Origin of the sequence: Streptomyces sp. NPDC058685, assembly GCF_042714725.1 — a bacterium.
Taxonomy (GTDB): domain Bacteria; phylum Actinomycetota; class Actinomycetes; order Streptomycetales; family Streptomycetaceae; genus Streptomyces.
This window is the reverse complement of sequence record NZ_JBHXSL010000032.1, coordinates 1-13,144: the sequence shown is the minus strand read 5'-3', so window position 1 is coordinate 13,144 and position 13,144 is coordinate 1. Positions and strand designations below refer to the sequence as shown.

At 70.8% G+C, this 13,144-nt stretch carries 8 protein-coding genes; 5 read left to right on the top strand and 3 right to left on the bottom strand.

Translation table 11 applies throughout. From position 1 onward, the window contains the following. Positions 1-120 precede the first annotated feature (120 nt). The 3 genes from ACFWU3_RS23785 to ACFWU3_RS23775 all read right to left on the bottom strand — a co-directional run bounded on the left by ACFWU3_RS23785 (position 121) and on the right by ACFWU3_RS23775 (position 4,029). Complete coding sequence (locus tag ACFWU3_RS23785; RefSeq protein ID WP_384441048.1) at positions 121-1,548, bottom strand: MFS transporter; 1,428 nt, start codon at positions 1,546-1,548, stop codon at positions 121-123. Beyond that, entirely contained in the window at positions 1,545-2,975 is a 1,431-nt protein-coding gene (locus tag ACFWU3_RS23780; RefSeq protein ID WP_384441045.1) for a 4-hydroxyphenylacetate 3-hydroxylase family protein, read from the bottom strand. Before ACFWU3_RS23780 ends, ACFWU3_RS23785 begins: the two co-directional genes overlap by 4 nt. A gap of 103 nt (positions 2,976-3,078) precedes the next feature. Next, positions 3,079-4,029, bottom strand: a complete 951-nt coding sequence (locus ACFWU3_RS23775) for an AraC family transcriptional regulator (RefSeq protein ID WP_384441042.1) — start codon at positions 4,027-4,029, stop codon at positions 3,079-3,081. A 118-nt stretch (positions 4,030-4,147) separates the two neighbouring features. Here ACFWU3_RS23775 and ACFWU3_RS23770 point away from each other — a divergent pair, with 118 nt between their 5' ends. The 5 genes from ACFWU3_RS23770 to glgB all read left to right on the top strand — a co-directional run bounded on the left by ACFWU3_RS23770 (position 4,148) and on the right by glgB (position 13,109). Further along, positions 4,148-5,077 (top strand): SDR family oxidoreductase, encoded by a 930-nt coding sequence (locus ACFWU3_RS23770; protein WP_384441039.1) that lies wholly within the window; start codon positions 4,148-4,150, stop codon positions 5,075-5,077. Between the two features lie 384 nt (positions 5,078-5,461). Then, positions 5,462-7,459 carry an alpha-1,4-glucan--maltose-1-phosphate maltosyltransferase gene (locus ACFWU3_RS23765; protein WP_384441036.1) on the top strand — a complete coding sequence of 666 codons (1,998 nt, stop codon included), beginning with the start codon at positions 5,462-5,464 and terminating at the stop codon, positions 7,457-7,459. Next, positions 7,456-9,162 (top strand): maltose alpha-D-glucosyltransferase, encoded by a 1,707-nt coding sequence (gene treS, locus ACFWU3_RS23760; RefSeq protein WP_384441033.1) that lies wholly within the window; start codon positions 7,456-7,458, stop codon positions 9,160-9,162. Before ACFWU3_RS23765 ends, treS begins: the two co-directional genes overlap by 4 nt. Before the next feature lie 154 nt (positions 9,163-9,316). Next, positions 9,317-10,708: a maltokinase gene (locus ACFWU3_RS23755; RefSeq protein WP_384441030.1), complete on the top strand. Its 1,392-nt coding sequence runs from the start codon at positions 9,317-9,319 to the stop codon at positions 10,706-10,708. 28 nt (positions 10,709-10,736) lie between these two features. Beyond that, positions 10,737-13,109, top strand: a complete 2,373-nt coding sequence (gene glgB / locus ACFWU3_RS23750; RefSeq protein WP_384441027.1) for a 1,4-alpha-glucan branching enzyme — start codon at positions 10,737-10,739, stop codon at positions 13,107-13,109. The last annotated feature ends 35 nt before the right edge of the window (positions 13,110-13,144 follow it).

The window sequence follows — 13,144 nt, the reverse complement described above, 5'->3', positions numbered from 1 at the left end:
CCCTCGGACAACGTCAGATCAACAGGTGGGATGCGGAGGTGTCGGCGCCGCGCGGTCACCGGGCGCCGTCGCCGCATGCGTGCCGGACCGCTCTGACCGGCGCGCTCTACCGGACTTGCTCTACTCCACGGCGCCGCCGACGCGGTCCTGCTGCGCCGGGGGCGTCGCGGGACCGGGGACGGGCGCGGACAGCGGCAGCCTCAGGGTCAGCAGGGCGGCGAGGGCCGCGAAGGCCGCGCCGGCGAGCAGCGCGGCACGGAACCCCTCGGTCTGCGGTACACCGCCGTTCGTGGTGCCCGCGGTGGCGACGGCGACCAGGACGGCGAGTCCGAGCACCGAGCCGAACTGCTGGCTGGTGTTGACGAGTCCGGAGGCGAGTCCCGTCTCGTCGGGCGCCGCGTCGGCGGTGGCCGCCACATTGGTGGTGACCATGACCAGCGGCAGCGCCACACCGATGACAAGGGTGGGCGCGAGGACCGTGGAGGCGAACGGGCCGTCCGCGGACAGCGCGAGCGCCAGCCAGAGCGTGCCCGCGACGAGTGCGGCGAAGCCGACGGTCATGGTGCGCCGCAGCCCCAGCAGGCCGATGAGCCGGCCGGTCTGCGGAGCGACGGCGACGACGACCAGCGACAGCGGCAGCAGGGCGAGACCCCCGGCCAGCGGGGAGCGGTCGAGCACCGTCTGGAGGAAGAGACTGACGAGGAAGAACATCGGGAACAGCGTCATCTGCGCCAGTGCGGCGAGGATGTTGGCCAGCCGCAGCGTGGGCCGGCGCAGCACGGCCGGCGGGACCAGCGGACGTGCCGTCCTCGACTCCCGTACCGCGAAGACCGCGAGCAGGAGCAGGCCCGCACCGCCGGCGCCGAGGGTACGGGGATCCGTCCAGCCCGCCTCCCCCGCGCCGACCAGGGCGTAGGCGAGGAGTCCGAGGCCGCCCGTGGCGGTGAGCGCGCCTGCGAGGTCGAAGCCCCGTACGGCGCCGCGACCACCGCCGTCCAGCAGCCGCAGCGCCGCCCCGCCGAGCGCCGGCGCGACGAGCACACTGAGCCAGAACGTGGAACGCCAGCCGAGGAGATCGGTGAGCACGCCGCCGAGCACGGTGCCCAGCACGCCGCCGAGGCCACCCATCGCGGCGAAGGCGCCGAGCGCCCTGTGCCGTCCGGGCCCGTCCGGGAACAGCCCGAGCAGCAGGGCGAAGGCGGCCGCCGCGGCGAGCGCCGCTCCGGCCCCCTGCACCGCCCGCGCCGCGATCAGTGCCCCGGCGCTGCCGGCGACCGCGCCGGCCGCGGACGCGGCGGCGAGCAGACCGAGTCCGGTGAGATACACCCGCCGGTGACCGAGCAGATCGGCGGCCCGGCCACCGAGGAGCAGCAGCCCGCCGAAGGTGATCAGATAGGCGTTGGCCACCCAGGACAGGCCGGCGGAGCCCGACCCGAGATCGTCGCCGACCGACGGCAGCGCGACATTGATGATCGCCGTGTCCATGATCAGCAACAGCTGGGTGGAGGCCAGCAGGGCGAGGGCCGCGCCCGGACGGCCGGAGGTCACTGGCCGGTCCCGAGGCCGTAGCCGTCGAGACAGGCCTGCGCCAGGTTCTCGCATGCCTCGGCCCCGCCCGCCCAGGTCTGCATGGTCAGATACACGTGCGGGGCGCCGTGGTAGAAGCGCTCGTACTGCTCGTGGCGGGCGGCGAACTCCGAACCGAGCGCGTCCCAGGCCAGCTTGAGCAGCTTGATCCGCTCTTCGGCCGCGGTGCCGGGCGCGCGCAGATACTTCGTCACCAGCGGACCGAGCTCGGGGTGGAGCAGATCCTCGGCGGAGGCCGGCAGCTGGATGACCGCCCCGCCGGCCAGCTGCTTGATCTCCCGCACGGCGCGCGGATACAGCTCGCCGGCCATGATGCGCTGCGCGTAGGAGATCTCGGTGCCGGGCGCGACCCCGCCGCGTCCGCCGTCGACCGGCTCGCAGGAGGCCTCGGCGGCCAGGACGAACGCCTTGGCCTGGGCGACCATCCCGAGCAGCCGTCCCACCGCCTGGGTGACGGGCGGCAGCTTGTAGGTGCCATTGGTACGTGTCATCAGAAGGGCGAGACCGGTCAGGAACTCGAGCTTGGTCCAGAAGCGGGTCGACGCCTGGTGGACGAAGTTGAGGTAGGCCGGCGTCTGCCACCACATGGCGGCGGTGGCGTCCACGTTCCGGTACGTCAGCACCCGCTCCCAGGGCACGAAGACGTTCTCGCAGACGAGCAGCGAGTCGTTCTCGTCGAAGCGGGAGGAGAGCGGGTTGTCGAAGACGCCGCGCGCCTGGGCCTCGTAGGAGGTGCGCGAGACGAAGGTCAGGCCGGGGGTGTCCGTGGGGACCGAGAAGGACACGGCGTGGTCGGCGTCCTCGGGGGCCAGCGGCTCGATGGTGCCGACGACGACCTCGTCCGCGAACACCGCACCCGTGCCGATCATCTTGGCGCCGCTCACCACGATCCCGTCGTCCTTCTCGGCGACGACCCGGATCACGAGGTCGTCCTCGCCCTCGCCGGAGTGCGGGTTGGTGATGGTGAACGCGCAGTACAGATCGTCGTCGGCGAGCCGCCGGTGGAGGGCGAGGGCGTTGTCCGCGCCGTCGAAGGAGCCGGTGGTGAAGACCTGGGGCACGGCGGCGAACGCGGCGGCCCCGCCGGCCATGTAGTCGGGCGTACGGCCGAGGAAGCCGAAGCTCGCCTCCGACCAGACCTTGTAGGCCGCGCGCCGCGCGACGAGGTCCTCCCGGCTGCGGGGCACGGTGTAGGCGCGGTGCACGCCGTCCACGGTGAGCACGTCCCGGTGCTCGTCGGACTGTGCGAGGTCGTAGAGGTGTGCGACGGACGCCGCGGTGTTGCGGAAGGCTCGGTGGCGGGTCACGTCCTTGACGCGCTCGCCGTCGAGCCACACCTCGCGCCCGTCACGAAGAGCTGCGAGGTATTCCCGGCCGGACCTGGTCAACGTCTCTCCTCGAACGGAATGTCCCCCGACACAGCCGAGCCTCGCCCCCGGTACGGACACGGGGCAATGAACGACCGTCCAGCGGTGATTAAGAACCGGCCAGTCATGCAGCTGAGAAGCTTCCGGTCCGGTACTCCCCCGGCGTCGTGCCGTACCACTTGCGAAAGGCCAGATGGAAGCCCACGGCGCTCTGGTAGCCGACGCGCTGCGGCACCGAGGACTGCGGGAGCGAGGTTTCGGTCAGCAGCCGCGCCGCCTCCTGCATCCGCCGCCCCGTCAGATGGCGGGCGGGGGCCTCGCCGACCAGCTCGCGGAAAGCGGCGGTGAAGGCCGAGCGCGACATGCCGACCTCGCGGGCCAGCGACTCGATGGTCCACGGCTCGGCGAACCGGGTGGCGATGATGACCATGGCCCTGCTGATGCCGGGATGGCGCAGCACCGGCAGCGAGGAGGGGTTGTCGGCGAGTTCGCGCAGCAGCGGCCGCAGAGCGAGGACGAGTGCCATCTCGAAGGCGCGCAGGGTGACCAGCCGGTCGCCGGGGCCCACGGGACGGTCGGTGGCGGCCAGCAGCCGCAGGGTGTCGCGCAGCAGCGGTTCCCTGTCGACCTGGGAGCTGTCGAGCACCAGCGCCCACGGCAGCGCCTTGTAGAGGCCGGTGGCCGCGGACTCGTCGTAGTGGAGTCCGGCGCACAGCAGTCGGCTCTCCGCGCCCCCGCCCTCGATCCGGATCTCGCCGGAGGTGCCGGGCTCGCGCTCGGGCAGCACGGTGCCGAGCGCCAGGCCCCGCCGTCCGGGTACGTCGGAGAGCCGGTGCGCGGTGCCGGTCGGGAAGAGAGCGAGGTCGCCGGTGTGCAGCTGGAGGGGGGTCTGTCCCTCGCCGGTGATCCAGCAGCCGCCCTCGGTGATGAAGTGGAGCACCGCGCAGCCCTGCTCCGCGTCCCCCTCGATGGCCCAGGGTGCGCTGACATGCCAGCGGCTGTCGAACACCCCGGTCAGACGCAGGGGTTTCAGCAGCTCGCTGAGGAGGTCGTCGCCTTCGGTCTCAGCGTCCATTGGACGATCCTTCAACCCCCGCCCCGGTTTGTTAATTGATCGGCCGAAGCCACCGAGGCGAGCCTGGAAGAGCCGTTCACGGCAGCAGCCACACCCTATCGAAGGGCTCTTGAGACTCATGTCCGATCACATTCCGATGCGCGTAGCGGTCGTGGGGGCGACCGGCTTCCAGGGGGGCGCCACGGCCCGTCTGCTGACGGAGCGGGACCATCGTGTGCGCACGCTGAGCCGCCGGCCCGAGGCGGACCGGCCGGCGCTGCCCGGCGTCTGTGTCGTGGACGGCGACCTCGGACGGTACGAGGACGTGCGCCGGCTCTTCGCGGGGGCCACGCACGCGGCCGTGGTGCTGCCGCTGGTGTACCAGGCGGAGAAGGTGATGCGGTACGCCCAGCACATCGCGAAGGCGGCACGCGAGGCCGGACTGCGGCGGCTCGTCTACAACAGCAACACGCGCGTCCCGGACCGCAGCACCAATGTCGTGGCCTTCGAGACCCGGCGGCTGGCCGAGACGGTGTTCCGCGAGAGCCTGGCGCAGACCGGGGTGGAGCTGGTGGTGGTCCGCCCGCCGGTCTATCTGGACAACCTCTTCAGCCCGTGGAACGGTCCGGCGCTGGTGAACGAGGGCGTTCTCGCCTACCCGCTCCCCGCCGACACGCCGACCGCCTGGATCTCGCACCGGGACCTCGCGGAGGCGGTGTACGCGGCCCTCACGGTGGACGGCGTCGCCGGCCGTGCGTTCGACATCGGCGGCTCCCGGACCCTGACCGGTCCGGAACTGGCGGAGGCTTTCGGCCAGGGTCTGGGCCGTTCGGTGCGGTATGTGCCGCTGGATCCCGGCGTGTTCGAACAGGGCCTCGCGCAGATCCTGGGCGCCGAGTCGGCGGCCGGGGTCGCCGGTATCTACCACTACATGGCCGCCGCACTGGAACCCGGTCTGATGAGGGGTGATGACGGTGCGTCGGCGTCCGCGCTGTCGCTGAAACCGGCGCCCGTCGACGAGTGGGTGGCCCGTCAGCCGTGGCAGACGTGGTCGGGCGAGCCGTCGTGAACGGGCGGCCGGAACCGAGCTGGGGAACCTGGCTCGCGACGTAGCCAGAATCGAACGGAGTGCGAACGGGGTGCGGGTGGTCACGCGATGCGTGGGCACCCGCACCCCGTTCCGCCGTTTCGTTCCCTTGTGCGGCCACCTACGTCCTAGTAGTTAACAAACCACCGGATTGCCCACCCGAAAAGCGTGGGAAGGCTCACCCGGTACGTGCGCGACCGCACTCCCTGAGCGACAGGTTTCAGCCCACCCGAGTGAACGCGGACAGGAGCGGCCATGCCCGCAGCACGCCAGCCGTCGACTGACCAGCTACAAAGAACAGGCAAAACAAGCATTAGTAGACAATCCGCTCAATCTGTCCTGTCCGAAGAGCCCTCAGGTGAGCCCATGATCGGTCGCATCCCTGTCCTGGACGTCAGTCCCCAAGTCGACTGCGGGAGGAGGCCCGCCAAAGCGGTCGTCGGCGAGACCTTCCAGGTCGCCGCCACCGTCTTCCGCGAAGGACACGACGCGGTCGCCGCCAATGTCGTGCTGCGAGACCCCACCGGCCGACCCGGCCCCTGGACCCCCATGCGGGAGCTCGCTCCGGGCACCGACCGCTGGGGCGCCGACATCACCCCGGACACGGAGGGCCGCTGGAGCTACGCCGTGGAGGCCTGGAGCGACCCGGTGGCCACCTGGCGCCATCAGGCCGGCATCAAGGTCCCCGCCGGCATCGATACCGCGCTCGTGCTGGCGGAGGGCGCCGAGCTGTACGAGCGGGCCGCGGCCGGCGTGCCCAAGGGCGACGGGCGCGAGGCCGTGCTCGCCGCCGTCGACGCCTTGCGCGACACCACGCGCTCGTCGGCCGCCCGGCTCGCCGCCGCCCTGGCACCGGACGCCGCCGCCGCGCTCTCCCGTCACCCGTTGCGCGAACTGGTCACCATCTCCCGCCCGTTGCCGCTCCTTGTGGAGCGCAAGCGGGCCCTGTTCGGCTCCTGGTACGAGCTGTTCCCGCGCTCCGAGGGGGCCGTCGTCCCCGAGGACGGCCCGCCCGTCTCCGGCACGTTCCGCACGGCCGCCGAACGGCTGCCCGCCATCGCCGCCATGGGTTTCGACGTGGTCTATCTGCCGCCGGTGCACCCCATCGGGACCACCTTCCGCAAGGGCCCCAACAACACCCTCTCCCCCGGCCCCCACGACGTCGGCGTCCCGTGGGCCATCGGCTCCGCGGACGGCGGCCACGACGCGCTCCACCCCGACCTCGGCACCTTCGAGGACTTCGACCACTTCGTCGAGACGGCACGCGGTCTGCGGATGGAGATCGCCCTCGACTTCGCGCTCCAGTGCTCGCCCGACCACCCCTGGGTGACCGAGCACCCCGAGTGGTTCCACCACCGCGCCGACGGCTCGATCGCCTACGCCGAGAACCCGCCGAAGAAGTACCAGGACATCTACCCGATCGCGTTCGACCGGGACATGCGCGGACTCGTCCAGGAAACGCTCAGGGTGCTGCGTTTCTGGATGGAACACGGTGTACGGATCTTCCGCGTGGACAACCCTCACACCAAGCCCGTCGTCTTCTGGGAAAAGGTGATCGCGGACATCAACCGGACCGATCCGGACGTGATCTTCCTGGCCGAGGCGTTCACCCGGCCGGCGATGATGCACACCCTGGGGGCCATCGGCTTCCAGCAGTCGTACACCTACTTCACCTGGCGTACCGGCAAGCAGGAACTCACCGAGTACCTCACCGAGCTCTCCGGCGACGCCGCCTCGTACATGCGTCCCAATTTCTTCGTGAACACCCCCGACATCCTCCACGCCTACCTCCAGAAGGGCGGCCGTCCGGCCTTCGAGGTGCGTGCGGTGCTCGCGGCGACGCTGTCGCCCAGCTGGGGTGTGTACGCCGGCTACGAGCTCTGCGAGAGCGTGCCGGTGCGGGAGGGCAGCGAGGAGTACCTGCACTCGGAGAAGTACCAACTCCGGCCGCGGGACTGGGAGTCGGCCGAGCGCGAGGGCCGCTCCATCGCCCCCCTCATCACCAGGCTCAACCGGATCAGGCGCCGCCACGGCGCCCTCCAGCAGTTGCGCGACATCCACTTCCACCCCGTGGACAACGACGCGGTGATCGCCTATTCGAAGAAGTCCGGTCCGAACCCGGGCGACACCGTGATCGTGGTCGCCAACCTCGACCCCCACCACACCCAGGAGGCAACGGTCTCGTTGGACATGCCGCAACTCGGACTCGGCTGGCACGAGACCGTACCGGTGCGCGACGAGCTCACCGGCGAGACCTATCACTGGGGCAGATCCACCTATGTGCGCCTCGAGCCGGGCAGCACGCCCGCGCACATCGTCGTTCTGCGACCGTCCCCGCCGATCGGAGGGTCACCCACATCATGATCGTCAATGAGCCCGTCCACGACACGTTCGAGGACACTCCCGCCAAGGACCGCGATCCCGACTGGTTCAAACGGGCCGTGTTCTACGAAGTCCTCGTGCGGTCCTTCCAGGACAGCAACGGAGACGGCATCGGCGACCTCAAGGGCATCACTGCCAAGCTGGACTATCTGCAATGGCTGGGGGTCGACTGCCTCTGGCTGCCGCCGTTCTTCAAATCCCCTCTGCGGGACGGCGGTTACGACGTCTCCGACTACACGTCGGTCCTCCCCGACTTCGGGGACCTCGCCGACTTCGTCGAGTTCGTGGACGCCGCCCACCAGCGCGGTATGCGGGTCATCATCGACTTCGTCATGAACCACACCAGCGACCAGCACGAGTGGTTCCAGGAGTCCCGCAGCGATCCCGACGGCCCCTACGGCGACTACTACGTCTGGGCCGACGACGACAAGCAGTACCAGGACGCCCGGATCATCTTCGTCGACACCGAGACGTCCAACTGGACCTTCGACCCGGTCCGCAAGCAGTACTACTGGCACCGCTTCTTCTCCCACCAGCCGGATCTCAACTACGAGAACCCGGCGGTGCAGGAGGAGATCATCTCGGCGCTGCGGTTCTGGCTCGACCTGGGGATCGACGGCTTCCGGCTGGACGCCGTGCCGTACCTGTACCAGGAGGAAGGCACCAACTGCGAGAACCTCCCCGCCACGCACACGTTCCTCAAGCGGGTGCGCAAGGAGATCGACGCGCACTACCCGGACACGGTGCTCCTGGCGGAGGCCAACCAGTGGCCGGAGGACGTCGTCGACTACTTCGGCGACTTCTCCGCGGGCGGCGACGAATGCCACATGGCGTTCCACTTCCCGGTGATGCCGCGGATCTTCATGGCGGTACGGCGCGAGTCCCGCTACCCGGTCTCGGAAATCCTGGCCAAGACGCCGGCGATCCCGCAGAACTGCCAGTGGGGCATCTTCCTGCGCAACCACGACGAGCTCACGCTCGAGATGGTCACGGACGAAGAGCGCGACTACATGTACGCCGAGTACGCCAAGGACCCGCGTATGCGGGCCAACATCGGCATCCGGCGGCGACTCGCGCCGCTCCTGGACAACGACCGCAACCAGATCGAGCTCTTCACCGCTCTGCTGCTGTCGCTGCCCGGCTCGCCGATCCTGTACTACGGCGACGAGATCGGGATGGGCGACAACATCTGGCTCGGCGACCGGGACGCGGTGCGCACGCCGATGCAGTGGACCCCCGACCGGAACGCGGGCTTCTCCTCCAGCGATCCCGGACGGCTCTATCTGCCGACCATCATGGACCCGGTCTACGGCTACCAGGTCACCAACGTCGAGGCGTCGATGAGCAGCCCGTCCTCGCTGCTCCACTGGACCCGCCGCATGATCGAGATCCGCAAGCAGAACCCCGCCTTCGGACTCGGCGTCTACACCGAACTGCCCTCGTCCAACCCGGCGGTGCTCGCCTTCACCCGCGAGTACAAGGACGACCTCGTGCTGTGCGTGCACAACTTCTCGCGGTTCGCGCAGCCCACCGAGCTCGACCTGCGGCAGTTCGGCGGACGGCATCCGGTGGAGCTCATCGGCGGAGTGCGGTTCCCGGCCATCGGCCAGTGGCCGTATCTGCTCACTCTCGCCGGCCACGGCTTCTACTGGTTCAGGCTCAGAAAGGACGCGGCGGCAGCCTGATGCCCAGGTAACGAGAGGTACCTCCTGCGGGGCGGTTTCCCCCGTCCCGCACCGGGCACTCTCCCCTTCATCCCCGCGCGCCGCCGGACAGCCACTGCTGTAATCCGGGACACTCTGCGCACATGTGGTGTACCCGGGGAAAGGACGCGAAGCCATGTCGGAGGCTGCATCCACCCGGACTCAGACCGCTCTTCTCCCGTCCCTCGCCCCCCTTCTGCACGCCTGGCTGCCACGGCAGCGCTGGTTCGCCGGAAAGGGCCATCCGGTCACCGGGTTCTCGCTCGTCTCGGCGACCGAGCTGCTGCCCCTGGACGGCACGGGACCGGGGCTGCTGCATCTGCTGGTGGACGTGCAGCAGCCGGGCCTGCCGGCCGACGCACCACAGGACTGCTACCAACTGCTCCTCGGCGTACGCGAGACCCTGCCCCCGCACCTCGCACCCGCGCTGATCGGGCGCCCGGCGGACGGCCCGCTGGCGGGCCGGACGGTCTACGAGGGCCTGCGCGACCGGCGGCTCGCCGAGATCGTCCTGGAACGGCTGCGCCGGCCGGGGCAGCTCGGACCGCTGCGCTTCGCCCGGTTCGAGGGCGCGCCGACGATCCCCGGATCGCTGGTCGCCCGCCCGCTGGAGGCCGAGCAGTCCAACTCGTCGCTCGTGTACGGCGACGCGTACATCCTGAAGTTCTTCCGCCGGGTCCAGCCGGGTCCCAACCCGGACCTGGAGCTGCCGCTGGCGCTCGCCCGCGGCGGGTGCGACCGGGTTCCGGCGCCCGTGGCCTGGTACGAGGCACGGCCCCACAGCGGTTCGGCGGCGTACACCCTCGGAGTGCTCCAGCCCTTCCTGCGCGGTTCGCAGGACGGCTGGCAGCTGGCGCTCGACGCGTTGAACAAAGGTTCCTCCTTCACCGCGGAGGCCCGCTCGCTGGGGCGCGTCACCGCCGAGGTGCACACCGCTCTCGCGGACGAACTGCCCACCGTCATGCTGCGCCGTGCGCAGACGGAGCACCTGGCGGCCTCGATGAACCGGCGTCTGGAGGAGGCCGCGCAGGCGGTACCGGCCCTGCTGCCGTACGTGCCCCGGCTGCGGACCGCCTTCGACGCGCTGGCCGAACTCGGCCGCGACGGCCGGGCCTGGCGGGCCCAGCGGGTGCACGGCGATCTGCATCTGGGCCAGACCCTGTACGGCGGTTCGCGGACCGGGAACGAGTGGTCGGTCATCGACTTCGAGGGTGAGCCGGCCCGGCCGCTCGCCGAGCGCCGCAAGCCCCAGCCCCCGGTGCGCGACATCGCCGGCATACTCCGCTCCTTCGACTACGCGGCCCGCACCCACCGCCCCTGGAACCCGGCCTGGGCCGAGCTCTGCCGGGCGGCGTACTGCGAGGGCTACGCCGAGGCCGCCGGCACCGATCCGCGCGCCGAGCCCGAACTGCTGCGGGCGTACGAGACGGACAAGGCCGTGTACGAGGCCGTCTACGAGGCACGGCACCGCCCCGACTGGCTGCCGGTGCCCATGGCGGCCATCGACCGCCTGGCCGCCACCCCCTGAACCCACCGCGCCCAAGGAGGCCGCCCCCGTGACCGCCCGACCCCCCTCCCGAAATTCCTCCGGATCCGAAGCGACCAAGAAGCCGGCCGCGGCCGGCAGGGCCGACGCCCGCGCGAAGACGGCCGACGCCCGCGCGAAGGAGGCCGCCACGCCACCGCCGCGGGCCGGCGGCAGTCATGGCGTGCGGGCGGCCCAGCCTCTCGCGGAGGGCGACAGGGAGCGGCTGCTGAGCGGCGGGCACCACGACCCGCACGGGCTGCTCGGCGCGCACACGGTGCGGGGCGGCGTCGAACTGCGCGTGCTGCGCCCCTTCGCCAGGACCGTGACCGTGCTCGCCAAGGGCCTGCGGGCCGAGCTGCACGAGGACGGCGACGGCCTGTTCTCCGGCGTCCTCCCGCTGCGCGAGGCTCCCGAGTACCAACTGCTCGTCACCTACGACGGCGAGGGGGGCACGGGTTCGCACGAGGTCGAGGCCCACGACCCGTACCGCTTCCTGCCCTCGCTCGGCGATCTCGATCTGCATCTGATCGGCGAGGGCCGGCACGAGGAGCTGTGGCGGGCGCTCGGCGCGCTGCCGATGACCCACCAGGGCGTCACCGGCACCCGGTTCACCGTGTGGGCCCCGAACGCCCGCGGTGTGCGGGTCGTCGGCGACTTCAACTACTGGGACGGCGCCGGATTCCCGATGCGCTCGCTCGGCTCGACCGGCGTGTGGGAGCTGTTCCTGCCGGGGGTGGGCGAGGGCGCTCTCTACAAGTTCCAGATCATGCGCCCCGACGGCTCGCACACCATGCGGGCCGACCCGATGGCGCGCCGCGCCGAGGTGCCGCCCGCCACCGCCTCGATCGTGACCGAGTCCCACCATGTGTGGCGGGACGAGGAGTGGATGGCCCGCCGCGCGGACCGGCCGGTGCACGAGGCGCCGTTCTCGGTCTACGAGGTGCATCTGCCCTCCTGGCGCCCCGGTCTGACGTATCGCCAGCTCGCGCTCCAGCTCCCCGCCTATGTGAAGGACCTCGGGTTCACCCATGTCGAGCTGATGCCGGTGGCGGAGCATCCGTTCGGCGGCTCCTGGGGCTACCAGGTCACCGGCTTCTACGCCCCGACCTCCCGGATGGGCACCCCCGACGACTTCCGCTATCTGATCGACGCCCTGCACCGGGCGGGCATCGGTGTGCTGATGGACTGGGTGCCGGCGCACTTCCCGCGTGACGACTGGGCGCTCGCGGAGTTCGACGGCCGCCCGCTGTACGAGCACGAGGACCCTGCCCGCGCCGCGCACCCCGACTGGGGCACCCTCGAGTTCGACTACGGCCGCAAGGAGGTCCGCAACTTCCTGGTCTCCAACGCCGTGTACTGGTGCGAGGAGTTCCACATCGACGGGCTGCGGGTGGACGCCGTCGCCTCGATGCTCTACCTCGACTACTCCCGCGAGCACGGCGAGTGGTCGCCCAACGAGCACGGCGGGCGGGAGAACCTGGACGCGGTCGCCTTCCTCCAGGAGATGAACGCCACGGTCTACCGGCGCTGCCCCGGCGTCGTCACGGTCGCCGAGGAGTCCACGGCCTGGGACGGCGTCACCCGGGCGACCCACCATGTGGGTCCGGGCGGCTTCGGCGGGCTGGGCTTCGGACTGAAGTGGAACATGGGCTGGATGCACGACTCGCTCGACTACGTCTCGCACGAGCCGGTGCACCGCAAGTTCCACCACCACGAGATGACGTTCTCGATGGTGTACGCCTACAGCGAGAACTACGTGCTGCCGATCTCGCACGACGAGGTCGTGCACGGCAAACAGTCACTGGTGAGCAAGATGCCCGGCGACTGGTGGCAGCAGCGGGCCAACCACCGCGCCTATCTGGGCTTCATGTGGGCCCACCCGGGCAAGCAGCTTCTGTTCATGGGCCAGGAGTTCGCCCAGGGGGCGGAGTGGTCCGAGAGCCACGGACCGGACTGGTGGCTGCTCGATCCGTCGTACGCCGCCGAGGCGGACCACCACGGGGTGCGGAAACTGGTCCGCGATCTGAACGGCGTGTACGGCGCGACGCCCGCGCTGTGGCAGCGCGACACCGACCCCGAGGGCTTCTCCTGGGTGGACGGTGACGCGGCCGAGGACAACGTCTTCGCGTTCCTGCGCTTCGACACCTCGGGTGCGCCGCTGCTCGCGATCAGCCACTTCTCCCCGGTGGTCCGCCACGAGTACCGCCTCGGGGTGCCGGACTCGGTGACCGCCTGGACGGAGGTCCTGAACACGGACGCGGCGCGGTACGGCGGCTCGGACATCCTCAACCCCGATCCGCTGAAGCCGGAGTCGACGCCCTCGCACGGCCGTCCCTCCAGCCTCCAGCTCACGCTGCCCCCGCTCGCCACGGTGTGGCTGCGGCCCGCCGAGGACGTGTAGGACGGAGCGAGGGGCGGCCGGGCGCGTTCCGCGCC